Source organism: Streptomyces sp. NPDC097617 (genome assembly GCF_044761485.1).
In the GTDB taxonomy this organism is placed as follows: domain Bacteria; phylum Actinomycetota; class Actinomycetes; order Streptomycetales; family Streptomycetaceae; genus Streptomyces.
The window spans coordinates 366,770-393,037 of the sequence record NZ_JBIWCL010000002.1 but is presented as its reverse complement, the minus strand read 5'-3'; the positions used below and the strand labels follow the sequence as shown (position 1 = coordinate 393,037).

The 26,268-nt window shown below is 72.9% G+C and carries 22 protein-coding genes and 2 riboswitches; of the genes, 12 read left to right on the top strand and 10 right to left on the bottom strand.

The window, feature by feature from the left end:
• The first annotated feature begins 201 nt into the window (after positions 1-201).
• Complete coding sequence (locus ACIQZO_RS05090; protein WP_403620266.1) at positions 202-1,611, top strand: short-chain fatty acyl-CoA regulator family protein; 1,410 nt, start codon at positions 202-204, stop codon at positions 1,609-1,611.
• 58 nt (positions 1,612-1,669) lie between these two features.
• Here the strand turns inward: ACIQZO_RS05090 and ACIQZO_RS05085 are convergent, their stop codons facing one another.
• Positions 1,670-2,590: a cobalamin-binding protein gene (locus tag ACIQZO_RS05085; protein ID WP_403620263.1), complete on the bottom strand. Its 921-nt coding sequence runs from the start codon at positions 2,588-2,590 to the stop codon at positions 1,670-1,672.
• Positions 2,591-2,664: 74 nt separating this feature from the next.
• Positions 2,665-2,855, top strand: a riboswitch (cobalamin riboswitch).
• Positions 2,856-3,082: 227 nt separating this feature from the next.
• Between ACIQZO_RS05085 and ACIQZO_RS05080 the strand changes: the two genes are divergently transcribed.
• Genes ACIQZO_RS05080 through ACIQZO_RS05060 form a run of 5 tightly spaced genes read left to right on the top strand, consistent with a single transcriptional unit; the run spans position 3,083 to position 8,508 of the window.
• Positions 3,083-4,582 carry a CoA-acylating methylmalonate-semialdehyde dehydrogenase gene (locus ACIQZO_RS05080; protein WP_403620260.1) on the top strand — a complete coding sequence of 500 codons (1,500 nt, stop codon included), beginning with the start codon at positions 3,083-3,085 and terminating at the stop codon, positions 4,580-4,582.
• Positions 4,579-5,730 (top strand): acyl-CoA dehydrogenase family protein, encoded by a 1,152-nt coding sequence (locus ACIQZO_RS05075; RefSeq protein ID WP_403620257.1) that lies wholly within the window; start codon positions 4,579-4,581, stop codon positions 5,728-5,730. The genes ACIQZO_RS05080 and ACIQZO_RS05075 overlap by 4 nt, the downstream gene beginning before the upstream one ends.
• Positions 5,727-6,800 carry an enoyl-CoA hydratase/isomerase family protein gene (locus tag ACIQZO_RS05070; RefSeq protein ID WP_403620254.1) on the top strand — a complete coding sequence of 358 codons (1,074 nt, stop codon included), beginning with the start codon at positions 5,727-5,729 and terminating at the stop codon, positions 6,798-6,800. Before ACIQZO_RS05075 ends, ACIQZO_RS05070 begins: the two co-directional genes overlap by 4 nt.
• Complete coding sequence (mmsB, locus tag ACIQZO_RS05065; RefSeq protein ID WP_403620251.1) at positions 6,797-7,714, top strand: 3-hydroxyisobutyrate dehydrogenase; 918 nt, start codon at positions 6,797-6,799, stop codon at positions 7,712-7,714. The genes ACIQZO_RS05070 and mmsB overlap by 4 nt, the downstream gene beginning before the upstream one ends.
• Positions 7,715-7,716: 2 nt before the next feature.
• On the top strand, positions 7,717-8,508 hold the full coding sequence (locus tag ACIQZO_RS05060) for an enoyl-CoA hydratase (RefSeq protein WP_403620901.1): 792 nt from the start codon (positions 7,717-7,719) through the stop codon (positions 8,506-8,508).
• A 325-nt stretch (positions 8,509-8,833) separates the two neighbouring features.
• On the opposite strand, the gene ACIQZO_RS05055 is transcribed toward ACIQZO_RS05060, so the two are convergent.
• The 6 genes from ACIQZO_RS05055 to ACIQZO_RS05030 form a co-directional block, all read right to left on the bottom strand.
• On the bottom strand, positions 8,834-9,175 hold the full coding sequence (locus ACIQZO_RS05055) for a hypothetical protein (RefSeq protein ID WP_403620248.1): 342 nt from the start codon (positions 9,173-9,175) through the stop codon (positions 8,834-8,836).
• A 507-nt stretch (positions 9,176-9,682) separates the two neighbouring features.
• A complete protein-coding gene (locus ACIQZO_RS05050) occupies positions 9,683-9,910 on the bottom strand; it encodes a hypothetical protein (RefSeq protein ID WP_403620245.1) in 228 nt (75 codons plus the stop codon).
• Between the two features lie 95 nt (positions 9,911-10,005).
• On the bottom strand, positions 10,006-10,668 hold the full coding sequence (locus tag ACIQZO_RS05045) for a deoxynucleoside kinase (protein ID WP_403620242.1): 663 nt from the start codon (positions 10,666-10,668) through the stop codon (positions 10,006-10,008).
• 220 nt (positions 10,669-10,888) lie between these two features.
• Positions 10,889-11,791 (bottom strand): dihydropteroate synthase, encoded by a 903-nt coding sequence (gene folP / locus ACIQZO_RS05040; RefSeq protein WP_403620239.1) that lies wholly within the window; start codon positions 11,789-11,791, stop codon positions 10,889-10,891.
• A 105-nt stretch (positions 11,792-11,896) separates the two neighbouring features.
• Complete coding sequence (gene metE, locus ACIQZO_RS05035) at positions 11,897-14,221, bottom strand: 5-methyltetrahydropteroyltriglutamate--homocysteine S-methyltransferase (protein ID WP_403620236.1); 2,325 nt, start codon at positions 14,219-14,221, stop codon at positions 11,897-11,899.
• Positions 14,222-14,384: 163 nt separating this feature from the next.
• A riboswitch (cobalamin riboswitch) is annotated at positions 14,385-14,613 on the bottom strand.
• Between the two features lie 222 nt (positions 14,614-14,835).
• Positions 14,836-15,642 (bottom strand): alpha/beta fold hydrolase, encoded by an 807-nt coding sequence (locus ACIQZO_RS05030; RefSeq protein WP_403620233.1) that lies wholly within the window; start codon positions 15,640-15,642, stop codon positions 14,836-14,838.
• Positions 15,643-15,657: 15 nt separating this feature from the next.
• Here ACIQZO_RS05030 and ACIQZO_RS05025 point away from each other — a divergent pair, with 15 nt between their 5' ends.
• The gene (locus tag ACIQZO_RS05025; protein ID WP_403620230.1) at positions 15,658-15,873 is read left to right on the top strand and encodes a hypothetical protein; all 216 of its coding nucleotides are present in this window, start codon (positions 15,658-15,660) and stop codon (positions 15,871-15,873) included.
• Between the two features lie 192 nt (positions 15,874-16,065).
• On the top strand, positions 16,066-16,542 hold the full coding sequence (locus ACIQZO_RS05020) for a hypothetical protein (protein WP_403620227.1): 477 nt from the start codon (positions 16,066-16,068) through the stop codon (positions 16,540-16,542).
• A gap of 76 nt (positions 16,543-16,618) precedes the next feature.
• Here the strand turns inward: ACIQZO_RS05020 and ACIQZO_RS05015 are convergent, their stop codons facing one another.
• Both ACIQZO_RS05015 and ACIQZO_RS05010 read right to left on the bottom strand, forming a co-directional pair.
• Positions 16,619-18,043, bottom strand: a complete 1,425-nt coding sequence (locus ACIQZO_RS05015; protein ID WP_403620898.1) for an amino acid permease — start codon at positions 18,041-18,043, stop codon at positions 16,619-16,621.
• Between the two features lie 203 nt (positions 18,044-18,246).
• A complete protein-coding gene (locus ACIQZO_RS05010; RefSeq protein WP_403620224.1) occupies positions 18,247-19,227 on the bottom strand; it encodes a hypothetical protein in 981 nt (326 codons plus the stop codon).
• 406 nt (positions 19,228-19,633) lie between these two features.
• Between ACIQZO_RS05010 and ACIQZO_RS05005 the strand changes: the two genes are divergently transcribed.
• The 4 genes from ACIQZO_RS05005 (at position 19,634) to ACIQZO_RS04990 (ending at position 24,524) form a co-directional block, all read left to right on the top strand.
• Positions 19,634-21,082: an FGGY family carbohydrate kinase gene (locus tag ACIQZO_RS05005; protein ID WP_403620895.1), complete on the top strand. Its 1,449-nt coding sequence runs from the start codon at positions 19,634-19,636 to the stop codon at positions 21,080-21,082.
• On the top strand, positions 21,079-22,509 hold the full coding sequence (locus ACIQZO_RS05000; protein WP_403620221.1) for an FAD-dependent oxidoreductase: 1,431 nt from the start codon (positions 21,079-21,081) through the stop codon (positions 22,507-22,509). Before ACIQZO_RS05005 ends, ACIQZO_RS05000 begins: the two co-directional genes overlap by 4 nt.
• Positions 22,506-23,702 (top strand): NAD(P)/FAD-dependent oxidoreductase, encoded by a 1,197-nt coding sequence (locus tag ACIQZO_RS04995; RefSeq protein ID WP_403620218.1) that lies wholly within the window; start codon positions 22,506-22,508, stop codon positions 23,700-23,702. Before ACIQZO_RS05000 ends, ACIQZO_RS04995 begins: the two co-directional genes overlap by 4 nt.
• A gap of 117 nt (positions 23,703-23,819) precedes the next feature.
• A complete protein-coding gene (locus ACIQZO_RS04990; protein ID WP_403620216.1) occupies positions 23,820-24,524 on the top strand; it encodes a lysostaphin resistance A-like protein in 705 nt (234 codons plus the stop codon).
• A gap of 18 nt (positions 24,525-24,542) precedes the next feature.
• Here the strand turns inward: ACIQZO_RS04990 and ACIQZO_RS04985 are convergent, their stop codons facing one another.
• Complete coding sequence (locus tag ACIQZO_RS04985; RefSeq protein WP_403620213.1) at positions 24,543-26,225, bottom strand: alpha/beta hydrolase; 1,683 nt, start codon at positions 26,223-26,225, stop codon at positions 24,543-24,545.
• Between the last annotated feature and the right edge of the window lie 43 nt (positions 26,226-26,268).

The following is a 26,268-nucleotide window of genomic DNA, read 5'->3' as shown; positions in this document are numbered from 1 at the left end:
GGGCCCGGTGGGTTCTGTCGCTGCCGCCTGTTTCGGCGGGCCGCAGGACGACTCTCTCAGCGACACCCAGTGCCATCAATGAGGGACGTCTGCTAAGTTCTGCGCATCTTTTCGCGCCCGTTTGCCAAGTCTGCGAAGACCTCGGGGCTCGGATGGATGCGTAGGGATGAGTCAGGCCCCGGAGACGAGGGAGGCGACGCGGTGAGCAAGACGTACGCAGGAGCGCGGCTGCGGCGGCTGCGTGAGGAGCGCCGCATGAGCCAGGCCGACCTGGCCCGGGTCCTGGCCATTTCACCCAGCTACCTGAACCAGATGGAGCACGACTCCCGCCCGCTGACCGTGCCCGTCCTGCTACGGCTCACCGAGGCCTTCGGGGTCGACCCCGGCTTCTTCTCGGAGCGGGACGCGAGCCGACTGGTCGCGGATCTGCGCGAGGCGCTGGCCGGCGAGGTGGCCGAGGCCCGGGTCTCGGCCACGGACCTGGCGGAGCTGGCATCCCGCATGCCGGCCGTCGCCCAGGTGCTGTTGGACCTCGGGCGGCGCAGCCAGCTCCTCGCCGAACGGCTGACCGGCGCCGATGACGACCGCGAGGGGCTGCCGGCGGCCGGTGGGCCGCGCTCTGCGCACGAGGAGATCCGGGAGTTCTTCTACCGCCGCCAGAACTACCTCCATGACATCGATCTCGCCGCCGAGGACCTGGCGCGCGCCATCCGCATCCGGCCCGGGGAGGTCGTCCGCGCCCTGTCGGCGCGCCTCGGCGACCAGCACGGCGTACGGGTGGCCGCCGACTCCGATCGGCTGCACCACTACGACGACTCCGCCCGCGTACTGCACATGTCGGCGGGGCTGCGGCCGGGCCAGCAGGCGTTCCGGATGGCCACCCAGCTCGCGCTCCTGGAGCACGCCGACGCGCTGGACCGGCTCGCCTCGGAGGATTTCGCGGCCGGATCCACGGCGCACGGGCTGGCCCGGATCGGCATCGCCAACTACTTCGCCGCCGCGCTGATCCTCCCGTACGGGGGGTTCCACACCGCCGCGGAGGAATTCCGCTACGACATCGAGCGGCTCACCGACCGGTTCGGCCTGGGCTACGAGACGGTCTGCCACCGCCTCAGCACCCTGCAACGCCCCCGGCTGCGCGGGGTCCCCTTCTCATTCGTCCGGGTGGACCGGGCGGGCAATATGTCCAAGCGGCAGTCCGCGACCGGATTCCACTTCTCCCGCGCCGGCGGTACCTGCCCGCTGTGGAACGTCTACGAGGCCTTCGCCGCGCCCGGCCGTATCCACGTCCAGGTCGCCGCCATGCCCGACGGACAGCGGTACTTGTGGACCGCCCGCGCCGTCACCCGCCACCGCGGCGGCTGGGGCCAGCCCGGCAAGACCTTCGCCATCGGCCTGGGCTGCGAGATCCGGCACGCCTCCCGGCTCGTCTACTCCGACGGCCTCGACCTGGACAACACCGCGGCGGCCACGCCCATCGGCATGGGCTGCCGCCTCTGCGAACGGCTCGACTGCCCCCAGCGGGCCGTGCCGCCGCTCGGGCGCCCGCTGGCCGTGGACGAGAACACCAGCACCTTCGTCCCGTACCGGGTCGCCGACCGTACACCGTGACATGGCGCGGCCCGCGCCGGGCGGCACCCGTCGGCCCGCACCCGTCAGCCGGAGCCCATCAGCTTTGGTCCAGTCGGAAGGCTTCGGCCGCCGTCACCGGCTCGCCGACCCGGACCCCGTGCAGTGCGTGCGCCAGCACCTCCGCGCCGCGCACCACGCGGGGGCCCGGCCGGTTGAAGTAGGCGGGACCGTCCAGCACCCACACCTCACCGGACCGCACCGCCGGCAGGTCCTCCCACCGGGGCAGGGACGTCAGCAGCGCCCGCTCGCGCAGGGTGCGCTCCGGACTGAACCCGCAGGGCACGACCAGGAGTACGTCCGGGCGGGCGGCTCGGACCGCCTCCCAGTCCATGGGCCGGGTGTGCTCGCCCGGGGCGGCGATCAGGGGCTCGCCACCCGCGCAGGTGATCTGCTCGGGCACCCAGTGGCCGGCCGGCCAGAGGGGGTCGAGCCATTCGATCGCCACGACGCGGGGCCGCGGCCGTCCTGCGGTCCGCGCCCGTACGGCATCGAGGCGCGCGGCGAGCGCCTTCCGCCGCTCCCGGGCGCGTTCCCCCACACCGAGCAGCTCACCCACCGTGACCAGGCAGTCCAGTACGTCGCCCAGGGTGCGCGGCTCCAGACTCAGCACCCGGGGCCCGCGGTCCAGGACCCGTACCGCCCGGCTGACCCCCGCGTAGGAGACGGCGCAGACGTCGCACAGGTCCTGGGTCAGGACCGCCTCGGGAGCCAGGGCGCCGAGGGCTTCCGTGTCGAGGGTGTAGAGCGAGGATCCGCTGTGCGCGGCGCCGCCGACGGCGTCGGAGATCTCCCGGCTGCTCAGGGTGTCCGCCGAGAACTCGGCGGAGGTCACCACGGGCACGCCGGCCACGGCCCGCGGGGGCCAGTCGCACTCGTGGGTACGACCCACCAGATCGGCGGCGAGCCCGAGTTCCGCCACGATGTCGGTGGCCGCGGGCAGCAGCGAAACAATGCGCATTCTCCGACTGTAGGCCCTGGTCCGGGGGCCTTTCACCCGTCCGCGCCGCCACTCGGGGGTGGACTTACTAGGACGTCCAACTATATGTTCGTGGCAAGCCCGCGGTGCAGGGAAGCCGGTGTGAATCCGGCGCGGTCCCGCCACTGTGACTGGGAAGTGCGCTCTTCAGCAGTACAGGCCACTGACGGAATCCATCCGTCGGGAAGGCCGAAGAGCGTGCGTTGATCCAGGAGTCAGGATACCGGCCGTGGGGTGTTCCGTGTTGTCCACGAGGATGGAGCAGACACGCATGGCACCGGTACGTGACCACGGCCCAGGTGATCCGGCGGAGTATCCGAACGGCGAGGCCCTGTCCCCGCGTTCGTGACTCGACGAGGGCGCCCCGCCCTCCCCTGTCCCGCGGCCGGATCCGCGGTGCGCACCCCGATCGGTGCCGTACCGCGCCCCGCGCCGCGCCTTCCTCGGATCCTCACCTGACGAGAGCAGGCTTCGATGGTCCGCGAGCTCACCCACTTCATCGGCGGAAAGCACACCACCGGCACGTCCGGTCTCTTCGCCGACGTGTACGACCCCAACACCGGCACGGTCCAGGCCCGGGTCCCGCTGGCCGGACGCGCCGACACCGAGGCGGCGATCGCCAACGCCGAGGAGGCCCAGCAGGAATGGGGCCAGTGGAATCCGCAGCGGCGCGCCCGCGTCATGCTGCGCTTCCTCCAGCTCGTCGAGGGCGAACGTGACGCGCTGGCCCGGCTGCTGTCCGCCGAGCACGGCAAGACCGTCGCCGACGCCCACGGCGACCTGCAACGCGGTTTGGAGGTGGTCGAGTTCGCGGCCGGAATCCCGCACCTGCTCAAGGGTGAATTCACCGACAACGCCGGCACCGGCATCGACGTCCATTCACTGCGCTCGCCGCTGGGCGTGGTCGCCGGCATCACCCCCTTCAACTTCCCCGCGATGATCCCCCTGTGGCAGGCCGCGCCCGCTCTGGCCTGCGGCAACTCCTTCATCCTGAAGCCCTCCGAGCGCGACCCGTCCGTCCCGCTGCGCCTCGCCGAGCTGTTCCTCGAGGCCGGCCTGCCGCCGGGTGTGCTCAATGTGGTCAACGGCGGCAAGGAGGCCGTCGACACCCTCCTCGAGGACCCGCGCGTACAGGCCCTCGGCTTCGTCGGCTCCACCCCGATCGCCGCGCACATCTACGCCACCGCCGCCGCCCACGGCAAGCGCGCCCAGTGCTTCGGCGGCGCCAAGAACCACATGATCGTCATGCCCGACGCCGACCTGGACCAGGCCGTGGAGGCGCTCATCGGCGCCGGCTACGGCTCGGCCGGCGAGGGCTGCATGGCCATCGCCGTCGCCGTCCCCGTCGGCGAGGAGACAGCGAACGCACTGGTCGCCAAGTTGACGGAGCGCATCGCCACGCTGCGCGTGGGCCGCTCCGACGACCCCGGGTCCGACTTCGGGCCGCTGGTCAGCCGGGACGCCCTCGACCGGGTGAACCGCTACGTCGGAATCGGAGCCACCGAAGGCGCCGAACTCGTCGTCGACGGACGCGGGTTCACCCTGCCCGGGCACGAGAACGGCTACTTCGCCGGAGCCACCCTCTTCGACCGCGTGACCCCGCAGATGCGGATCTACCGCGAGGAGATCTTCGGCCCGGTGCTGTCCGTCGTACGGGCCGCCGACTACGAGGAAGCCCTGCGGCTGCCCACCGAGCACCCCTACGGCAACGGCGTCGCGATCTTCACCCGCGACGGCGACACGGCGCGCGACTTCACCCGCCGGGTGGGCGCCGGCATGGTCGGCGTCAACGTGCCGATCCCCGTGCCCGTCGCCTACCACACCTTCGGCGGCTGGAAGCGGTCCGGCTTCGGCGACCTGAACCAGCACGGCCCCGACTCCATCCGCTTCTACACCCGCACCAAGACCGTCACCTCGCGCTGGCCCTCCGGGGCCAAGGAGGGCGCGAGCTTCACCATCCCGACGATGGGATGAGCGCCGTGACCATCCTCACCGAGGACCAGCTCGCCCTCGCGGAGGTCACCCTCGACTTCGCCCAGGAGCACCTCGCGCCGCACGCCGTCGCCTGGGACCGGGACAAGCACTTCCCCGTCGACGTGATCCGGCGGGCCGCCTCGCTCGGCCTCGGCGGGATCTACGTACGGGAGGAACACGGAGGTTCCGCACTCACCCGGGCCGACGGAGTCCTCGTCCTCGAGACCCTCGCCACCGGCTGCCCCTCCATCGCCGGGTACCTGTCCATCCACAACATGGTCGCCTGGATGATCGACCGCTACGGGGACGCGGCCCAGCGCCGCCGTTGGCTGCCCGGCCTCTGCACGGCCGACACGCTCGGCAGCTACTGCCTGACCGAGCCGGGCGCCGGGTCCGACGCGGGCGCCCTGCGCACCCGCGCCGAGCGGGACGGCGACCACTACGTCCTCACGGGCGTCAAGCAGTTCATCTCCGGCGCCGGAGCGGCGGGCGCGTACATCGTCATGGCCCGGACCGGCGGGGCGGGCCCCCGGGGGATCTCGGCGTTCGTCGTCGAACGGGACGACCCCGGAGTCTCCTTCGGCGCCGACGAGCGCAAGATGGGCTGGAACGCCCAGCCCACCCGGCAGGTGATCCTCGACGGTGTCCGGCTGCCCGCCGACCGGAGGCTCGGCGCCGAGGGCGACGGCTTCGGCATCGCCATGAACGGCCTCAACGGCGGCCGCCTCGGTATCGCCGCCTGCTCCCTGGGCGGCGCGCAGAGCGCCCTGGACCGCAGCCTCACCCACCTCGCCGACCGGGAGGCCTTCGGTTCCCGGCTGCTGGACGCCCAGGCGCTCCAGTTCCGGCTCGCGGACATGGCCACCGAACTGGCCGCCGCCCGCGCCCTGCTCCGTACGGCCGCAGAGGCCCTCGACGCGGGCGATCCGAAGGCCGCGGAGCTGTGCGCGATGGCCAAGCGGTTCGCCACCGACACGGGCTTCACCGTGGCCAACGAGGCGCTCCAGCTCCACGGCGGCTACGGCTACCTCAGCGAATACGGCATCGAGAAGATCGTCCGCGATCTCCGTGTGCACCAGATCCTGGAAGGGACCAACGAGATCATGCGCGTCATCGTCGCCCGCGGCCTGACGGAGACCCTGCGATGAGCGGGGAGGAAGAGGTCCTCGTCAGTGTCGAGGGCCGCGCCGGCCGGCTGGTCCTCAACCGGCCCAGGGCCCTCAACGCCCTCAGCCACGCCATGGTGCTGCGGATCGAGGAGGCCCTGACCGCATGGCGCGAGAACCCCACCGTGGAAACGGTGGTGATCTCCGGAGCGGGGGAACGGGGACTCTGCGCGGGCGGTGACATCCGCGCGATCCATGAGGACGCCCGCACCGGCGGCACCGCCTCCGCGGACTTCTGGCGTGACGAGTACCGGCTCAACGCCCTGATCGCCCGCTACCCCAAGCCGTACGTGGCCCTCATGGACGGCATCGTCATGGGCGGCGGCGTCGGCATCTCGGCCCACGGCTCGGTCCGGATCGTCACCGAACGCTCCCGGGTCGCCATGCCCGAGACCGGCATCGGCTTCGTCCCCGACGTCGGCGGCACCTACCTCCTCGCCCTGGCACCCGGCGAACTCGGCACCCACCTGGCCCTGACCGGTGCACCCGTCGGCGCGGCCGACGCGCTGCTCTGCGGCCTCGCCGACCACTTCGTACCCGCCGAACGGCTCGGCGCGCTCGCCGAGGACCTCGCCCGGGGGCCCGTGCACGACGCCCTCGCCGCGCACGTCGGCCCGGCACCGGCCGGCGAACTCACCGCCCACCGCGAGTGGATCGACCACTGCTACGCGGCCGACACCGTGGAGGAGGTCCTCACCCGGCTCCTCGCCGTCGGCGTCCCGCCGGCTGAGGAGGCCGCGGCCACCCTGGCCGCCAAGTCGCCCACGGCACTGAAGGTCACTCTGGCCGCCCTGCGCCGGGCCCGCGAACTCGGCCCGCTGGAAAGGGTGCTGGAGCAGGAGTACCGGGTCTCCTGCGCGGCCCTGTCCTCTCCCGACCTCGTCGAGGGCATCCGTGCCCAGGTCATCGACAAGGACCGCACCCCGCGCTGGGCGCCCGCCCGGCTCTCCGAGGTGACGGAGGCCGACACGGCCCGGTACTTCGCCCCGCTCGGCGCCGGCCGCGAACTGGCCCTCGCCGCCACCGACTCGTTCCAGGAGGTGCCCTGGTGACCACCGTCATCGCCTTCGTCGGCCTCGGCCACATGGGCGGCCCGATGGCCGCCAACCTCGTCGCTGCCGGTCACCGCGTACGCGGCTTCGACCTCGTCCCCGATGCCCTGGCCGCGGCGTCCGCCGCCGGGGTGGAGATCACGGACTCCGCGCGGGCGGCGGCCGCCGGGGCGGACGTGGTGATCACCATGCTGCCCGCCGGCCGGCACGTGCTGGCCCTCTACCGGGACGAGGGGCTGCTCGCGGCCGCCCGGCCCGGCACCCTGTTCATCGACTGCTCCACGATCGACGTCGCCGACGCCCGGGCCGCGCACGAACTGGCCGTCGCCGCCGGACAGCGGGCGCTCGACGCACCCGTGTCGGGCGGCGTGATGGGCGCCGAGGCGGGAACCCTCACCTTCATGGCCGGCGGCGGCGCGACCGAGTTCGCCCAGGCCGAGCCGGTGCTGGCCGTCATGGGGAAGAAGACCGTGCACTGCGGCGGCGCGGGCGCCGGCCAGGCCGCGAAGATCTGCAACAACATGATCCTCGGCATCTCGATGATCGCCGTCAGCGAGGCCTTCGTCCTCGGCGAAAGCCTGGGACTGTCCCACCAGGCGCTCTACGACGTCGCCTCCACCGCCTCCGGCCAGTGCTGGGCGCTCACCACCAACTGCCCCGTCCCCGGACCGGTCCCGACCAGCCCCGCCAACCGAGACTACCGACCCGGCTTCGCGGCCCCGCTCATGGCCAAGGACCTCGGACTCGCCGCCAACGCCCTGCGGGCCGGCGGCATCGAATCCGGACTCGGCCTGCGCGCGGCCGAGATGTACGCCACGTACGCCGAAGCGAGCGGCACCGCACAGGACTTCTCCGGCATCGTCCACGTCCTGCGCGACGCGGCGGCCGACGCACCGAAGGGAACCACCCCGTGACCGTGACAGTGACCGACCCCACCGGCTACGAGACGATCCTCGTCGAGCGCAAGGGCCGTACCGCCCTGCTCACCCTCAACCGGCCCAAGGCGCTCAACGCCCTCAACCTCCAGGTGATGAACGAGGTCGTGGCCGCCACCGAGGCCCTCGACCGCGACCCGGACATCGGCTGCATCGTCCTCACCGGCTCCGCGAAAGCCTTCGCGGCGGGCGCGGACATCAAGGAGATGCAGCCGCAGGGGTACATGGACATGTACCTCACCGACTGGTTCACCGCCTGGGACCGCCTCGGCAACCTCCGCACGCCCACCCTCGCGGCCGTCTCCGGCTACGCCCTGGGCGGCGGTTGCGAACTGGCCATGCTCTGCGACATCCTCCTCGCCGCCGACACCGCCGTCTTCGGCCAGCCCGAGATCAAGCTCGGGGTCATCCCCGGCATCGGCGGCTCCCAGCGGCTCACCCGGGCCGTCGGCAAGGCCAAGGCCATGGAGCTGTGCCTCACCGGACGGACCATGGACGCCGTCGAGGCCGAGCGGGCCGGACTCGTCTCCCGTATCGTCCCGGCCGACCGGCTGATGGCCGAAGCCCTGGCCGTCGCCGACACCGTCGCGGGCATGTCCGCGCCCGTCGCGATGATGGCCAAGGAGGCCGTCAACCGGGCCTTCGAGACCACCCTCGCCGAAGGCGTCCGCTTCGAACGCCGCCTCTTCCACGCCGTGTTCGCCACCGCCGACCAGAAGGAGGGCATGAGCGCCTTCGTGGACAAGAGGCCCCCGGACTTCACCCACCGCTGATGTCGTCCCCCGAGCGGCTCCTCGTCCCGCCCGGAGCGAGGAGCCGCGCAGGGCCTTCGCCGCGCAGGCACGGGTGGTACGCGGCCTCGTGCACGGCCCGGGCCGGCTGCGCCCCCAGACCGACCGCGGCCCGGCGAAGGGTCCGGCCGGGTGCCCGGCCGAGGGCCGCATCGCGGCGACGCACACGGCATCGGTCGTTCAGGGCTTTTGTGGGTCTGCCCCAACACATCTGCGCTCGGGCTTCCCACTCCGGATCGGATCCTCACCTCTGGGTCGCGGTTTGTCGCAAGGATCGGCTCGGTCGTGATCACGCCTGGTGCGGGGTTCACGGGGCGCGTCCCGCGTCGTCCGAGCGCAGTCGCCTGCGCAGCGTTCGTACGGCCGCCCGCTCGGCGCGCCGGCGGCGCAGGCTCGCCTGCCACCGTTTGCGCGTGAGGACGAGTACGGCGACCAGAGCGAGGAGCACGCCGGCGGTGATGCCCGCGCCCAGCCAGGGGAACCACATGAGCCGGACGGGGTTGCTGCGGAAGGTCTTCGTGGCGCCGCCGGGGACGGTCGCGGTGACCGTCGCCGCGACGGCTCGCCTGCCGATGGCGGGCGGGTCGGTCAGCCGGCCGGTCACCGTGGTCGAGCCGCCCGGGATCACGTACAGCCCGGACGGACTCAACGCCGGGTGCGGGGCTCGTCGCTCTGGTTGTAGAGCACCGCCGAGTCCTCGACCCGCGCATCCACCTGGGCGCGCCCGCGCCCACGCCGTCCCCCTCCACGGCGGCGCCCACACCGGAGTCCACGTCACCGCCCCTGACACGGGACGCCGTGGACGAGGTGATCCGGATCGCGGTCGGCGCGGCGGGCCTCGACCCGGCGCAGGGCCACCCGACCGTCGCGGCCGACGCCAACTCGAACAGGACGGGCTGGATGGCCGTCCGCGAGAAGACCGCCGCACAGTCGGACATGAACGCGATCTGCGCCGACCTGGAGCGCCAGGGCTGGACGCTGAACCTGAACCTGAACCCGAACCCGAACCCGAACGGCGACCGCCCCGACACCTCCCGTAGCTACAAGCGCGGGGGCCGGTACTTGCTGGTGAGCACGCGCGGGAAGACCCAGGCGCCGTCCACCACCTCCGCCTTGACCCGGCCGGGCCGGGAGCCGCGGGCCGAAGGTCCGCCGGTCAGGCGGCCTTGGGGCGTTCGGGCGCCTTCCGCGTCCTCACGCCGCCGACGACGAGTGCCAGCCCCACGACCACAATGCCGAGGTAGGCGGTGGACGGAAGCTCGACGATCTTGTGCAGCCAGCCCCACTCCGTGCCGAAGAAGGTCTGTGACGCGAAGCTGACAAGCCCCTGGGCTCCTACGACGTAGCCGATGCTTTCGACGGTGTATCCGATGGTTGTTCGCACGGATCAATCCTGTCGCGGGGGTGCCGCACGATCGTCCTCCGCAGGGCCGATAACGCAGTAGGCCAAAGGATGCAGCCCCGCTCAGCCGGGTGGGCTCAGCGCCGGTGGGCGACCGTGGCCAGGGTTTCCCTGACCTCGCGCACCACGCGGGCCGCGTCCTCGGGATTGTTCACGACATCCGTGTGGTTCATGTCGATGACGAGGACGTCGCTGGCCGAGTAGTGCTTGTTCACCCAGTCGTCGTAGCCGGACCACAGGATCCGGTAGTACTCGATGAGGCTCTCGTCCTGCTCGAAATCACGGCCCCGCAGGCCGATCCGGTGCAGCACCGTCTCGAAGTCCGCCTTGAGGTAGACCATCAGGTCGGGTGCCTTGCGGTACGGCAGGCCGTCGATCTCGCGCATCATCTCGCCGAGCAGCCCCCCGTACACCTGCATCTCGAGGGTGCTGATCCGGCCCAGGTCGTGATTGACCTTGGCGAAGTACCAGTCCTCGTAGATCGACCGGTCGAGGACGTTGTCGCCCTGCCTGTAGGCCTCCTTGATCGCGGCGAACCGCGTCTGCAGGAAGTAGAGCTGGAGCAGGAAGGGGTAGCGCTTCGCCTGGATCTCTGCGGGGCTCGCCGTGTAGAAGAGCGGAAGGATCGGGTTGTCGTCCACGCTCTCGTAGAAGACCTCGCTGCCCAGTTCCTTGGCGATCAGTTCGGCGACACTCGTCTTGCCGATTCCGATCATGCCTCCGACGCAGATCACTGGCATACCTCACTTCTCCCTGGGGGGTCTTCTGTTCGTGGGTGGGCGGGCTGAGCGCCTCACACCACTGAGACGCACGCCGGCGGTCAGGCGATTCCCCGGGATCTTCAGCACGAGCCGCAGCCCTGCGGCCGTCTTGAATCTTAAATGACGATCGGCCCCGTGCGGTCCGCAGTGCCGGTACCCCGACCACCCCGACCACCCCGACCACCCCGATGACCCTGACTCACCCCGCCCCCGCCCCCGCCCCCGCCCCCGCCCCCGCTCCCGTCACCGCTCCCGTCACCGCCCGGGCGACGCGGACGGCGTCCGCCGTCGCCCGTACGTCGTGCACCCTGACGGCCCAGGCGCCCTGGTACGCGGCGATGGCCGACAGGGCCGCAGTGGCCGCGTCCCGCCGGTCGGCAGGGGGCGCGGCGCCGTCCGCGCCGGCCAGGACCTGGCCGAGGAACCGCTTCCGGGAACCCGCGACCAGCACGGGCCGGCCCAACGCGCGGAGGTCGGCCAGCCCGGCCACCAGGCTGAGGTCGTGCTGCGCCAGCTTGGCGAACCCCAGGCCCGGATCGATCACGAGCCGCTCGGGCGGGATGCCGGCAGCCACCACGGCGTCCATCCGGACGCGTAGCTCCGCGACCACCTCGCCGACGACGTCCCCGTACACCGTGCGGCGGTGCATGTCGTGGCTGAACCCGCGCCAGTGCATGACCACGAAGGGGACGCCGCCGGCCGCGACGGCCGCGAGCATGGCCGGGTCCGCCAGGCCGCCGCTCACGTCGTTGACGAGCACCGCGCCCGCATCGATCGCCTGCTCGGCGACGCGGGCGCGCATCGTGTCGACGGACACCAGGACCCCCTCGGCGGCCAGGCCCCGGACGACGGGAAGGACGCGCCGCAGCTCCTCCTCCTCGTCGACGCGGGCCGCACCCGGCCGGGTGGACTCGCCGCCGATGTCGACCAGGTCGGCTCCCTCGGCCGCGAGGTCGACGCCGTGCTTGAGAGCGGCGGTCGGGTCCAACCAGTGGCCGCCGTCGGAGAAGGAGTCGGGAGTCACGTTCACCACTCCCATGACCGCGCACCGCTCCCAGTCCGGCAGGCCCTCGACGACGCCGCGCCCGGTCGGTGCGTTCATGGGCATGGGGTTTTCTCCCGGAGGGTTGGGTTCGAGGCCTTCGTCGGGGGTGGGCTGCCGGGGCGGACACCCGCGGGGTGCCCGTCCCGGCAGCGCCGCGCGAGGTCAGGAACCGTCGGGCGTGAGGTCCGCGCGGACCTCGTGCGCGGCCGCGACGAGGTTCTCCAGGGAGGCGCGGGTCTCGGTCCAGCCGCGTGTCTTGAGGCCGCAGTCGGGGTTGACCCAGAGCCGTTCGGCGGGGATGGCCTCGAGTCCCTTACGGAGGAGGGCCGCCGCCTCCTCGGCGCTGGGGACGCGCGGCGAGTGGATGTCCCAGACGCCGGGACCGGCCTCGCGCGGGTAGCCGTGCTCGGCGAGCTCGTCGGCGACCTGCATGTGGGAGCGGGCGGCCTCCAGGCTGATGACGTCGGCGTCGAGGTCGTCGATGGCCTGGACGATGTCGCCGAACTCGGCGTAGCACATGTGGGTGTGGATCTGGGTGTCCGGCCGCACTCCGCTGGTGCTGAGCCGGAAGGATTCGGTGGCCCAGGCCAGGTACTCGGCGTGGTCCGCGGCCCGCAGGGGCAGGGTCTCGCGCAGGGCCGGTTCGTCGACCTGGATGACCGAAGTGCCTGCGGTTTCAAGGTCGTTGACCTCGTCACGCAGGGCGAGGGCGACCTGGCGGGCGGTGTCCCCGAGGGGCTGGTCGTCGCGGACGAAGGACCAGGCGAGCATGGTGACGGGGCCGGTCAGCATGCCCTTGACCGGCTTGGTGGTCTGCGCCTGGGCGTACGAGGTCCAGCGCACGGTCATCGGCTCGGGGCGGGAGATGTCCCCGGCCAGCACCGGCGGGCGGACATAGCGGGTTCCGTAGGACTGCACCCAGCCGTGCTGGGTGGCGAGGTACCCCGTCAGCTGCTCGGCGAAGTACTGCACCATGTCGTTGCGTTCGGGTTCGCCGTGCACCAGGACGTCGATCCCGGTCTTCTCCTGGAAGGAGAGCACCTCGCGGATCTCGTCCTTGATCCGCTCCTCGTACCCGGCGGCGTCGATGCGACCGGCGCGCAGGTCGGCGCGCGCGGTGCGCAGCTCGTTCGTCTGCGGGAACGACCCGATGGTGGTCGTCGGGAGCAGGGGCAGCCCCAGGTGCGCGCGCTGGGCGGCGGTCCGCTCCTCGTACGGCTGGGCGCGGCGGCCGTCCGCGTCGGTGACGGCCGCGGTGCGGGCGCGTACGGCCGGGTCGTGGGTGATGGCGGAGCCGGTGCGGGAGGCGAGGTCGGCCCGGTTGGCGGCGAGTTCGGCGGCGATGGCGTCCGTGCCCTGGGCGAGGCCGCGGGCGAGGGTGGTGATCTCGGTGGTCTTCTGGCGGGCGAAGGCAAGCCAGCGCCGGATCTGGGGGTCGATCTCGCGTTCGGCGTCGGCGTCCAGCGGGACGTGCAGCAGGGAGCAGGACGCCGCGACGTCGACCCGGTCGGCGAGGCCGAGCAGGGTGCCGAGGGTGCTCAGGGACTTCTGGTAGTCGTTGATCCAGATGTTGCGGCCGTTGACCACACCGGCGACGAGCCGCTTGCCGGGCAGTCCGCCGACGGCGGCGAGGTCGTCGAGGTTTGCGAAGGCGCCGTCGGTGAAGTCCAGGGCGAGTCCCTCGACGGGGGCCGCGGCGAGCACCGGGAGGGCGTCGCCGAGCCGGCCGAAGTAGGAGGCGACGAGCAGCTTGGGACGGTCGGCCGGCGCGCCGAGCTCACGGTAGGCGCGGGCGGCGGCGTTCAGGTCGGCGGGGGTGCGGTCCTGGACCAGGGCGGGCTCGTCCAACTGCACCCACTCGGCCCCGGCGGCGCGCAGGTCGGCCAGGACTTCGGCGTAGACCGGCAGCAGCCGGTCGAGCAGGGTGATCGGCTGGAAGTCATCGGCCACGCCGGGGGCGGGCTTGGCCAGCAGCAGGTAGGTGACGGGGCCGACCAGGACCGGGCGGGCCGTGTGGTCCAGCGCGAGGGCTTCCCGCAGCTCGGCGACCTGCTTGGTGGAGTCGGCGGTGAAGACGGTGTCGGGGCCGAGTTCGGGGACGAGGTAGTGGTAGTTGGTGTCGAACCACTTGGTCATCTCCAGCGGGGCGACGTCCTGGGTGCCGCGGGCCATCGCGAAGAAACCGTCGAGCGCGCCGGCCTCGACGGCCGCGCGGTGCCGTTCGGGAACGGCCCCGACCATGACACTGGTGTCCAGGACGTGGTCGTAGTACGAGAAGTCACCGGTCGGCACCTCGGTGATGCCGGCGTCGGCCAACTGCCGCCAGTTCGCACGGCGGAGGCCGGCCGCGGTCTCCCGGAGGGCGTCCGCGGTGACCCGGCCCTTCCAGTAGCCCTCGACGGCCTTCTTCAGTTCGCGGTTCTGGCCCTGGCGGGGGTAGCCGTACACGGTGGCGCGTGCCGCCGCGGCTGCGGGCTTCGATGTCACGGAACTCTCCTTCGCGAGATGTGTCCTGAACATCCCGGCGACGGGACGCGGACGCGAAGGGAAACGCCAGAGCGGGCGGCCCACGTCGCGGGAAATCCCGTACGCGCCGCTCGCTGTGTACGCCGACCCGCCCACGAGGTCACCGAAATGGCCGCACGCGAACGGTCGCGTGCGGGCAACGGGCAGGTCTTCGGACTCGCGGGCACGCCTGCCGGGCTCTCCCGGCGGGCACCTACTGGCCGTCGCTTCCCAGGACCGTTGTCCGGTCCCAGTGCGTATGACGGCGGTCGTTCCCGCTCACCGCTGCGGGGCAGTCCCGGATTCCCACCGGGTTCCCTCTTACGACGCATCCCGCCTGGCGGACGGGGCGAACCAGCTGCGGAAACCACACTAGGCGGAGTCACTGGAGGGCGAGTGCAGCCGTCCACATGCCGGACGACGGAAATGAGACACGCCCCTGCGGTGCGGCCTGCGGCCTGCCGTCCGGAGTCAGCGGTCCGGAGTCAGCGGTCCGGAGTCAGCGGTCCGGAGCCAGCGGACAGCGGTCCGCGATCACCGGGTACGGCACGTGGCTGCGCAGGTCGGGGTCGACGGTGAGGATCCCGCCCGGCCCGCTACGCGCGCAACGCCTTCCGGAGCCGTTCGCCGAACCCGGCGGGGTGCGTCGTCCGGCCGGTGTGCCCGCCGGGGAAGTGCTGGAGCTCCGCGCCGAACCGCTCGGCCAGGAAAGCGGCCGGACGGTACGGCAGTTCGCCGCGGGAGTCCTCCCCGCCGGCGAGCACGAGCCGGTCCGCCAGCGCCTCCAGCCGGTCTACGTCAGGGGCGTAGGACATGAAGGCGGGCACGATCCGCCCGACGAAGTACGGCAGGTTGACCATCGTCCGCTCGGCCCGGGCCGTCGCCTGTGGCGGAAGCTCGACCGCGGACTTCGGCCCGGCGGTCTTGCCTTCCTTCTTCAGGCCCGCGGCGAACACGGCCATCGCCGGCATGAGCCCCTGACCGTCGAGCGTCTCCCGTACGCGGGCCAGGAGAGCCCGGTGCGCGGGCGCGTCCGGCAGCACCTCCACCACCGGCGGCTCGTGCGCGATGACGCGTTCGATGCGCTCGGGGCGCGCGGTGAGCAGGTGCAGGGCGACGATCGCGCCCGAGCTGGTGCCGAACACCCGGGCGGGCGCACCGGGGGAGAGCAGATCCAGTATCCGCAGGGCGTCATCGGCGTGCTCGGCCACCCGCTGCGCGGCCGCGGGGTCGTCCAGGGTGCTCCCGGACATGCCGCGCGGATCGTACGTCGCGACGGTGTACTCGGCGGCCAGGTCGTCGGCGATCTCGTCGAAGGAGGCCGCGCCGCCCGCCCCTCCGGGGATCAGCAGCAGGAGCGGGCCCCGGCCGCGTACTTCGTAGTGCAGGGTCGCGCCGGTCACGCGCAGGGTGCCGGTGTGCAGGCCGGACGCGAGGGCTGGCACCTGGTCGGCTACGGCCCCCTCTTCCTCGAGGTGGAGGCCTCCGCGCACCCGTGGGAGCACTGCCGGGTGACGCTCTCCTCCGGCGGCCGCCACCGGCGGATGGAGGCGGAGGGCTGGATCCCCGTCGGCGCGGGCTGGTTCCCCTGGCGGTACTACAAGCGGCCGCTCGACCCCGCCGCGAAGGGCTGAGCGAACGGGCGCAGCTGTGTGCCGTTCGCGCGCCGCCCGTGTGCCGCCCATTGGGCGGTGCGCGCGTCACCCGTGCAGGTGATCATTCGGAATGGTGTGCGGATCTGCGTGTGCGGGCGTGCGAGGTTCTTCCCCGCCAAGGCCCGGCCTCCGGCTGACGGGGGCGGGCTCGCGTTCGACGGAAGGGTGGATATGAGGAAGTTCGCTTGGGCTGCGCGGGGTGTCGCGGCCGTGTCGGGAGCCATGCTCCTGGGAGCACTGGCCATGCCGGCAGCGGCGGCCGCTCAGGGACCGGAACCCAAGGGCAACAAGTGCACGTCGCTGCGTGAGGTCGACTCGACCGTGGTCGACTACTCCAGCAGCGGCCTCTTCGAGACCGTGTTCCGCTCGGCGACCGATCGCCAGGGCCACGCGTTCCTCAACGACAGCCGCAACCCCGGAGTCTGGATCAACCTGGCTCTCCTCGCGGGCGCCCCCACCTGCGTCCACGGCACCGCCGTCTCGGTCACCGAGGAGGACCCGGGCCACCTCTACGTCACGCTGCTCGCCAGCGACGGAGTCCTCCACCAGGCCCAGTGCACCACCACCAACGGGGCGCCGTTCACCCCGTCGACCCTTCCTGCGGCCTGCGGGGTCGGATTCACGGCCCTCTCGGGTACCCCGGTCTAACCTCCCCCCGGGTCAGCGGCCGGTCGCCCCCGTGCGACCGGCCGCCGGCCTGTTTCGCACGGGGCGACCGGGCGGGTCAGACGATGTCCTCGGCGATCTCGGCCTGCTCGCGGGCGTTGCCGTAGGCCGACGGCGTGCCGTACGAGCGGCGGGCGACGTACCACCAGACGCTGGCCAGGACCAGGACCACCGCCAGGGCGATCACCGCGTAGTTCATCGAGTCGATGGTGACCGGGGACTTCTGGGGCAGGCAGAAGAGGACGGTGACGAGCCCCACCCAGACGACGGCGATCCAGCCGATCGGCTTGCTCCAGCGGCCCAGGCTCCAGGGGCCGGGCTCGAAGCGGTTGCCGGCGCGCAGGCGCAGGTAGATCGGGATGGCGTAGGCCGGGGTGATGCCGATGACGTTGATGGCGGTCACGGCCCCGTAGGCGGTGGCGGAGTACAGCGACGGGAGGGCCAGTACGCCCGCGACGGCGACCGCGAGCCAGACGGCCGGCACCGGCGTCTGGGTCCGGCTGCTGACCTTGCGCCACAGGGCCGAGCCGGGCAGCGCGTTGTCACGGCTGAACGCGAAGACCATCCGGCTCGCGGCGGCGACCTCGGCGTTGCCGCAGAAGAGCTGCGCGACGATGACGACGAGGAGCAGGGCGGTGGCACCGCCCGAGCCCAGCGCGTCGATGAAGATCTGGGCGGGCGGGACGCCGGTGGCGCTGTTCTGGACGGCCGCGTAGTCCTGGATGGCGAAGGTGAGGCCGGCGAGCAGGGCGAAGCCGGCGACCCAGGAGACCCAGATGGCCCGGACGATGCCCTTGGCGGCGGACACGGAGGCGTCTCTCGTCTCCTCCGAGAGGTGTGCGGAGGCGTCGTAGCCGGAGAAGGTGTACTGGGCGAGCAGCAGACCGACCGCGGCCACGTAGAACGGGTTGGCCCAGCCGGTGTCGTTGACGAACTCGGTGAAGACGAACGAGGCCGACTGGTGGTTGTCCGGTACGAAGGCCAGGGCGCCGACGATCACGGCGACACCGCCCAGGTGCCACCAGACGCTGATCGAGTTGAGCACGCTGACGAGGCGGACGCCGAAGAGGTTGAGCACGGCGTGCAGCAGCAGGATGCACAGGAAGATCAGGAACGTTGAGCCGGGGGTCGGTATGAACCCGAAGCGCAGGTTGAGGAAGGCGCCGGTGAACAGGGCGGCGCCGTAGTCGATTCCGGCGATGGCGCCGAGCAGGCCGAGCAGGTTCAGCCAGCCCGTGTACCAGCCCCAGCGGCGTCCGCCGAGCCGGTCGGCCATGTAGTAGAGCGCCCCGGAGGTGGGGTAGGCGCTGGTCACCTCGGCCAGGGCGAGACCCACGCAGAGGACGAAGAGGCCGACGCCGACCCAGCCCCACAGCATCACGGCCGGGCCGCCGGAGCCCATGCCGAAGCCGTAGAGGGTCATGCAGCCGGAGAGGACGGATATGACCGAGAAGCTGATGGCGAAGTTGCCGAATCCGCCCATGCGGCGGGCGAGGACGGGCTGGTAGCCGAGCTCCCTGAGGCGTTTTTCCTCGTCCTGCTGGGGTGGTGCCTTACGGTCCGGGCGGGCGGCCCATTCGGTTCGGGACACGGCGGTACCTCCGGGGGTCTGTGGAGCACGGGGGACGGTGGAGCCTGGGGGTGCGGTGGAGCAGGCGCTCGGTGCCGTGGAGAAGGAGGCGGGGGTCAGTTCCGGCCGGCCAGGCTGCGGGACCTGGCCTGCAGGAACACCTCCTCGGCGAGGGCGCGATCGGCGGGGTCGCGGGTCCGCTGGGCCCACGGCACGGTGGTCCAATACGGGCCGATCGTGTCGAAGACCCGGGCCGCCTCCTCGAACTGGAGGGCTCCCCACAGGGCGTGGGCGAGCTGGTTCAGATCGAGCGGGGAGGCGCGCGGCAGGTCGGCGTGGCGGTACCAGGTGTCCAGGGCGTGCAGGGTGTCGCGCACGGCGTCCTCGGCGACCCAGTGCAGGTCGAGGGCCTTCTCCTGGCCGCGTTCGCGCCGGTAGCGCTCGACCCGTACGTACAGCGGCAGGACGTGCAGGGCGGATCCCGGCGGTGCGGAACCGGCCGCCCAGTGAACGAAGTTGGCGGCCTCGGAGAGCGGTCCGGGCGCGCCCGCGTACACGAACTGGAGCATGCGGTGGTAGGCCTCGCGGTTGTGCGGGTCGCGCTTGTCCGCCTCCGCGAGGATGCCCCAGGGGCCGGGGGGCAGCATCGGTCCGGGCGGTGCGATCCGGTGCTCGGCCATCTGGCGGTGGTCGTCGAGGAGGGCGAGGGCGAGCAGGCAGACCCAGGGCACGGGGTCGGCGGGGCTCATGCCGGCGGCCTCCCGGCAGGTCTCCCAGGCCTCCTGCCACAGCTCGCCGGTGCGCGGGTGGCCGGCGCGGTGGGCGCGCACGGCCCGCTCGACGGTGACGCGGGTGTGCATCACGAGTGCGGCGACGCTGTGCGGTTCCTCGGCCCGCCAGGCCCGGACCACGTCGGATCCGGCGGAGATGGCGGCGAGGACCTGGGTGCGCTGGGTCCACAGGCCCCAGCTGTCGGTGCGTTCGAGTAATCGCGCCATCGACACCCAGCGGCCGGTGCGCAGGTCCTGCGCGGCGGACCGCAGCTCGTTGTCGTGACCGGCCGGGTGGTAGACGGGCCGGAAATCGCTGCCCGCCATCACCTCGTCCCGGTCGGCGGGCGGCGGCGGCCCGGGCGGGCGGGTGCTGCGGTGGTCGTGAACATCAGTCCTCGGATCGCATGGATAGTGGGTCGATCCGGTGCTCGGCTGCCGCGCTGCAGCCTTGCCCGGTGCCAGGGATGCGTGAACCATGCGAGAACTGTTCGGCCAACCCCCGCCGTTGACCCACGGTCGATGTCGCTGCCCGTTGATCGGCGATCACTATAAGGCGATTGGGAGCATACGCATCCAGATTCTTGTTCGAACGCAAGTATCAAGCCAGAAGCGGGATGTGATTATGCGTCAGTGGTGCCGGAGTGCCACGGGCGGATCTTGACGGGCGGCGTCCGCTGGTGAAGGCTTCCGGTCGATGTTCGACCACGGCGACACCAGGAACGGAGCGGTGATGACGGGCCCGGTGCTCGCTGTCGATCAAGGTACCTCGGGGACCAAGGCGCTCGTCGTCTGTCCGGTACGCGGGGTCATCGGCTCCGGATCCGCCCCCGTACGGCCCCGCTACCTGCCGGGCGGCCGCGTCGAGGTGCCTCCCGGCGAGCTGCTGGACTCGGTCGTGGAAGCCGGTCGCGCCGCGCTGGCGGCGGCCGGCGAGCCCGTGGTGGCGGTGGGCCTCGCCAACCAGGGCGAGACCGTCCTCGCCTGGGACCCGGCGACCGGGGAGCCGCTGACCGACGCGATCGTCTGGCAGGACCGGCGCGCCGAACAGCTCTGCACCGAACTGGCCCCGCACGCAGCGTCATTGCGGGAGGCCACCGGTCTGCCGCTCGATCCGTACTTCGCCGCCCCCAAGATGGCCTGGATACGCCGCCACCTCACCCGGCGCGGCGTCGTGACGACCAGCGACGTGTGGCTCGTGCACCGCCTCACGGGGGCGTTCGTCACCGACGCGGCGACCGCCGGCCGCACCCAGCTGCTCGACCTCGACACCACCCGCTGGTCGCAGCCGGCACTCGAGCTCTTCGGCCTCACGGGCGAACGGCTCCCGGAGGTCGTCGACGCGGACACCCACGTCGGCACCACCACCGCCTTCGGGCCCGAACTGCCCCTGACGGGACTCCTCGTCGACCAGCAGGCCGCCCTGCTCGCCCAGAGCGTCACCGAGCCCGGCACCGCCAAGTGCACCTACGGCACCGGGGCGTTCCTGCTCGCGCAGACCGGCCCGCGCCCCCTGCGCAGTACCTCCGGACTGGTCGGCTGCATCGCCTGGCGGCTCGCCGGCCGGACCAGCTACTGCCTGGACGGGCAGGTGTACACGGCGGCATCCGCCGTGCGCTGGCTCACCGATCTCGGGGTGATCTCCGGCGCCGCGGACATCGACACCGTGGGCGGGAGCGTCCCGGACGCCGGCGGCGTCACCTTCGTCCCCGCGCTCGCCGGGCTCGCCGCTCCGTGGTGGCGGGGTGACCTGCGGGGCTCGGTGACCGGTCTGGGCCTCGACACCACTGCCGGGCACCTCGTGCGCGCCCTGTGCGACGGCATCGCCGCCCAGGTGGCGGAACTCGCCGACGCGGTCGCCGCCGACCTCGGCGCCCCGCTCGCCGCGCTGCGCGTCGACGGCGGGCTGACCCGCTCCGCGCTGCTCATGCAGGCCCAGGCCGATCTTCTCGGCATCCCCGTCGAGGTATCGGCGCTGCCCGATGTCACCGCGCTCGGCATCGGCGCCGTCGCCCGGCTCGGGCTCGACCCCTCGCTGACCGTCGCCGAGGCCGTCCCGCGGTGGAAGCCGTCCGCCGTCTACGAGCCGCGCGCCGACGCGGCGGACGCGGCGGACGCGGCGGAGCGCCGTACCCGGTTCCGCGCGGCCGTGTCGTCCCTGCTCGCAGACGCCCCGGCATGACCGCCACTGCCACGGACACGACCGCCGCCACGGCCGTCACCACCGGCGGCGCCCTTCCGAGCGGGGAGTACGACGTCGCGGTCGTCGGCGCAGGCGTGGTGGGCTCGGCCATCGCCCGCGAACTGGCCCGGCTGCCCCTGCGGATCGCCCTGGTCGACGCGTCCGACGACGTCGGCAACGGCACATCGAAGGCCAACACCGCCATCCTGCACACCGGTTTCGACGCGGTGCCGGGCTCCCTGGAATCCCGGCTCGTCCGGGAGGGACACCGGCTGCTCTGCGCCTACGCCGCCGAGAGCGGCATCCCGGTGGAACCGCTCGGGGCGCTCCTCGTCGCCTGGGACGAGGAGCAGCTGGCCGCACTCCCGGGCCTCGCGGACAAGGCCGTACGCAACGGCTACCGCGCAGCCAGGATCATCCCGGCCGAGGAAGTACGGGCCCGCGAACCGGAGCTCGGGCCGGGCGCGCTGGGGGCGCTCGACGTGCCCGGCGAGTGCGTCATCTGTCCCTGGACGACCACGCTCGCGTACGCGACGCAGGCCGTGCGCGCCGGCGCCGCCCTCCACCTCAACTGCCGCGTGCAGGGCGTTACTTCGGGCGACGTGCACACCCTGGACACGAGCCGGGGCGCGCTGCGCACCCGGTATCTGGTCAACGCGGCCGGTCTGTACGCCGACGAGATCGACCGGCTGCTGGGCCACGCCGACTTCGCCGTGACGCCCCGGCGCGGCCAGCTGATCGTCTTCGACGAACTCGCGCGCGGCCTCGTACGGCACATTCTGCTCCCGGTACCGGGCACCCTCGGAAAGGGAGTGCTGGTCTCGCCGACGGTCTACGGGAACGTCATGCTCGGGCCGACCGCCGAGGACCTGGACGACAAGGCGGACACCGGATCGACCGCCGAAGGGCTCGCGCTGCTGCGGGAGAAGGGGCGGCGGATCCTGCCCGCCCTCCTGGACGAGGAGGTCACCGCCGTCTACGCGGGCCTGCGGGCCGCCACCGGCGACGACGACTACGCCATCCGGGCCCACCCCGCCCAGCGGTACGTCACCGTGGGCGGGATCCGCTCGACGGGGCTGACCGCCTCGATGGCGATCGCCGCCCACGTGGTGGAGCTGCTCGCCGAGGGCGGCCTGCCGCTCGCGGGGGCCCGGGACCTGGAGCCGGTACGGATGCCGAACCTGGGGGAGGCCTTCCCCCGGCCGTACCGCGACGCGGACGCGATCGCGCGGGACCCGGAGTACGGCCGGATCGTCTGCCACTGCGAGCGAGTGACCCGCGGCGAGATCCGCGACGCGCTGGCCTCCACCGTCCCGCCCGGTTCGCCGGACGGCCTGCGGCGGCGCACCCGAGCCCGGGGCGGCCGCTGCCAGGGCTTCCACTGCGGGGCCGCCGTCCGCGCGCTGTTCGAGGGCGCCCGCCGGTGAACCGCGACCGCACGGTCGACGTCCTGGTCGTCGGCGCCGGCCCGGCCGGTCTGGCCGTGGCCGCCCGCCTCGCCGGTGCGGGCGCGGGGCACGTGGAGGTCCTGGAGCGCGAGCAGGACGCGGGCGGGGTACCGCGGCACTGCCACCACGGCGGCTTCGGGGGCCCCCTACGCCCCTGGCTCGCGGGACCGGCATACGCGCGGCAGGCCGTACGGGCGGCGGTGACGGCCGGGGCCACGCTCCGTACCGGGGTCACCGCCACCGGCTGGTCCGGCCCGCTGTCCCTGGAGACCACGAGCCCGGCGGGCCTGGAGCGGATCACGGCCCGGGCCGTCGTCCTCGCCACGGGCGCCCGCGAGCGCCCCCGCAGCGCCCGACTGGTACCGGGCTCCCGGCCGGCGGGCGTGCTGACCACCGGGGAACTCCAGCAGGCGGTGCACCTGTACGGCCAGGACGTCGGCCGGCGGGCCGTGGTGGTGGGCGCCGAGCCGGTGGCCCGCCACGCGGTACGCACCCTGCGCCGGGCGGGCGCGGAGGTGGTGGCCGTGGTCACGGAGCGCTCCCGCGGCGCCGCCGTGCCGGGAGTCCCGCTGCTCACGCGGACGACCGTGGGCGAACTGCGCGGCCGGGGCCGCCTGTCGGGCGTGGCCGTGCGCCACGAGGACGGCCGCTCGGGGGTCCTCGCCTGCGACACGGTGGTGTTCACCGGCGACTGGATCCCCGACCACGAGCTGGCGCGCCGCGGTGGCATCGCCCTGGACCCCGGGACGCGCGGTCCCTCCGTGGACGCCTCCTTCCGTACGCCGGTGCCGGGGGTCTTCGCGGTCGGCAACGCCCTCCACGGCGTCGAACGCGCCACCACGGCGGCTGCGGGAGGCGCCGCCGCAGCGGTCCCGGTCCTGGCCCACCTCGCGGGTGCGCCGTGGCCCGAGCCCGGTCCGCCGCTGGCCGTCCGGGCCCCGCTGCTGTGGGTGGCGCCGAACCGGCTCACGGACGCCGCGGGGCGGCCGCTGCTGCTGCGGTCCGCGGAGCCGCTGGTCAACCCGGTGGTGACGGCCGCCCAGGACGGCCGGCTGCTGTGGAGGCGGCGCTTCCCGGGCCGGGTCTCGCCGTCGCGTTCGCTGGGACTGGCGCCGGGCTGGACGCACCGGGTCGACCGGTCGGGCGGTCCGGTCGTGCTGGCCGCCGACTGACGGCGGCCCGCCCGGCCAAGCCGTTGTGCCCGGTGTGCCCGCCACGCGGCGACGGCCTAGGGGGCCGATGATGGGTGGTGTCCCGGACCGATCACCGGGACCGAGGTGGGTTTGCCGATGCCCCGCAGGACCCTCGGTACCTGGACGGCCGTGGGCGCCACGGTGGCCGTTCTCGTCGCCGCCAACCTGGCCGTGCACCTCTGGTCGGGCCTGTGGGGCGTGCTGACGGCGCTCGTCGTCAGCGGTGTGCTGCTCGGTGTGCTCCGCCTGGCCGGCGGGACCCTCGCGGACGCGGGCCTGGCTCCCGGCACATACGCCCGCGGGGCCCGGTGGGCGCTGGCCCTGATCGGCCTGGTCGGCGTCGTGTACCTGGCCGGGGCCCTGCTGCCGGCCACCAGGGGGCTGTTCGAGGACCAGCGGTACGCCGGGATGGACGGGGGAGAGGTGCTGCTGCGCGCCTTCGTACTCGTACCCCTCGGCACGGTCCTGGCCGAGGAGATCGCCTTCCGCGGCGTGCTCTACGCTCTGGTGTGCCGCGACCGCGGGGCGGTGTGGGCGACGGCCGTCTCCAGCCTGCTGTTCGGGCTGTGGCACGTGCTCCCGTCGCTGCACCTGGCGACCGCGAAGCCGGCCGTGGGCGACGTCGTCGGCCAGTCCGGGCTCGGAGCGGTCCTGGCGGTCCTGGGGGCCGTACTGTTCACGGCCGCGGCGGGCGTCCTGTTCTGCGAACTGCGTCGGCGCAGCGACAGCCTGCTGGCCCCGATGGGCCTGCACTGGGCGGTCAACGCGCTCGGCTACCTCGTCGGCTTCCTGCTGCGCTAGGCGGCCCCGCCGACAGGCTCACTTCGCCGGCGGCGAGACGATGTTCCTCAGCCGGTCCAGGTCCTGCGCGGTGAACCCGTCGGGCCGCATCACGGCGTTCCAGGCATCGACGTAGGCGGCCTTGTACGTGTGGCCGTGGCCGTCCGGCACGCCCGTGGAGAACGGCAGGTCGGCGGTGATCTGCCAGAAGGTCACGAAGGGGATCCAGACCATCGCGCCGAGCACGTCCGAGCCCGGTCGCTCCCCGATCCAGTCGGGCTCGGAGAGGGCCAGCCGCGGGCTCCACCAGACGATCGGGTCGGACGGGTGCATGAGGTAGAGGACCCGCGTGCCGTCCCACGGCTGGTCCGCCGGGGGCATCCCCGAGGTCGGGTCGTCGGTGAACCGGACGGTCCGCCCGTCCCGGAACACGGGCTCGATCTCGGGACTGCCGGCGTCGCGGTGGTCGCTGAACTCGCGGAACAGCGTGTTGAAGTTGGGCGGCCCGGCGAACACGGTGCCGGCGGTGCGGTTGCGCAGGTCGTACTCCCCGCTGAAGGCCGTCTCACCGCCGAACGACCCCAGGCTCTCGCCCGCCACGAACAGCCGCGGGCGCCGGTCCTGGGGCAGCTTGGACCACTTGTCGTAGACCGCGTCGAAGAGGTCCCGGCCGGCCTCGCGCGCCTTGGACTGGTCGACGAGGTACGACATCCACGACGGCAGGTACGAGTACTGGATCGCCACACTGGCCGCGTCCCCGTTGCCGAGGTACTCGAACGAGTCCACGGCGGCCGGATCCACCCAGCCGCTGCCCGTGGTGGTCATCACGAGCAGGTTCTCGCGGTCGAAGCCGCCCGCCCGTTCCAGGTCCGCGACGGCCCGCGCCGCCCGGGTTTCCGTGTTGTCGGAGGTCTCCAGTCCGGCGTACGCCCGGACGGGCTCCTGCGCCGCGCGGTGGGTGAACGCGCCGATCTCCTGGGCGGTCGGTCCCTTGCCGGTGAACGCCCGGCCCTCCCGGCCCAGCGAGTCCCACGGCACCAGCGAGCCGGGCCCGCCCGAGCGCAGGGACGAGGTGGGCTGGTGCACGCCCTCAGGGGTTTCGGTGTCGCGCAGCGAGAAGGCCTCGTTGGAGGCGTTCACGAAGCCGCTCAGCAGCAGCCCGGAGAACGCGGCCCATGCCAGGCCCACCACCACGAGCCAGCCGACGACCCGCGCCGCCCGCGGGCCGATCCAGCGCCCGAGCAGGTCGGCGGCCCGGCGGTACAGGGCGCGCAGCCCCCGCCCGGCCAGGAGCAGGAGCAGGAAGACGAGAGCCGCGACGAACGGGCAGGCGACAGCGGTGAGGACGTTGTAGTCGGTGACCGCCATGAGGCGGCGGATCTCGGCCTGCCAATACTGGCCCAGCCCGAACGCGACACCGAAGAGGACGACGGCGCAGACGGCCAGGACGAGCCAGGACCGGCGCGAGGGAGTTCGCGCGACCCGGTCGGCGAAGGCGCGCCACACGTAGGCGGCGACCACGCCCAGCCCGTAGCCGATGGCCGCGCTGATACCGCAGACCAGCCCTTGGAGCACGCCGCCGCGGGGGAGCAGCGAAGGGGTGAAGGACAGGCAGGCCAGGAGGAGCGCGCCCCAGCAGCCGGGCAGTGTCAGGCGGGGCAGCCAGCGGTACTTGCGCGGCGCCGGCCCATCCGATGGAGGAACCGGCTGGTCATCGGTCATGGCGCCCTCCGAGGCCATGGTCCCCCCGTCCGCTCGCTCGTGC

What these genes read in the sequence shown, in the direction of transcription:
- ACIQZO_RS05080 (WP_403620260.1), top strand. Translation starts at nt 3,083, where the DNA reads ATGGTCCGCGAGCTCACCCACTTCATCGGCGGAAAGCACACCACCGGC.
- ACIQZO_RS05005 (WP_403620895.1), top strand. Translation starts at nt 19,634, where the DNA reads ATGACGGGCCCGGTGCTCGCTGTCGATCAAGGTACCTCGGGGACCAAG.
- ACIQZO_RS04990 (WP_403620216.1), top strand. Translation starts at nt 23,820, where the DNA reads ATGCCCCGCAGGACCCTCGGTACCTGGACGGCCGTGGGCGCCACGGTG.
- ACIQZO_RS05020 (WP_403620227.1), top strand. Translation starts at nt 16,066, where the DNA reads ATGAGGAAGTTCGCTTGGGCTGCGCGGGGTGTCGCGGCCGTGTCGGGA.
- folP (WP_403620239.1), bottom strand. Translation starts at nt 11,791, where the DNA reads ATGAACGCACCGACCGGGCGCGGCGTCGTCGAGGGCCTGCCGGACTGG.
- ACIQZO_RS05075 (WP_403620257.1), top strand. Translation starts at nt 4,579, where the DNA reads ATGAGCGCCGTGACCATCCTCACCGAGGACCAGCTCGCCCTCGCGGAG.
- ACIQZO_RS05070 (WP_403620254.1), top strand. Translation starts at nt 5,727, where the DNA reads ATGAGCGGGGAGGAAGAGGTCCTCGTCAGTGTCGAGGGCCGCGCCGGC.
- ACIQZO_RS04985 (WP_403620213.1), bottom strand. Translation starts at nt 26,225, where the DNA reads ATGACCGATGACCAGCCGGTTCCTCCATCGGATGGGCCGGCGCCGCGC.
- ACIQZO_RS05085 (WP_403620263.1), bottom strand. Translation starts at nt 2,590, where the DNA reads ATGCGCATTGTTTCGCTGCTGCCCGCGGCCACCGACATCGTGGCGGAA.
- ACIQZO_RS05010 (WP_403620224.1), bottom strand. Translation starts at nt 19,227, where the DNA reads ATGGCGGGCAGCGATTTCCGGCCCGTCTACCACCCGGCCGGTCACGAC.
- ACIQZO_RS05045 (WP_403620242.1), bottom strand. Translation starts at nt 10,668, where the DNA reads ATGCCAGTGATCTGCGTCGGAGGCATGATCGGAATCGGCAAGACGAGT.
- ACIQZO_RS05015 (WP_403620898.1), bottom strand. Translation starts at nt 18,043, where the DNA reads ATGGGCGGATTCGGCAACTTCGCCATCAGCTTCTCGGTCATATCCGTC.
- ACIQZO_RS05000 (WP_403620221.1), top strand. Translation starts at nt 21,079, where the DNA reads ATGACCGCCACTGCCACGGACACGACCGCCGCCACGGCCGTCACCACC.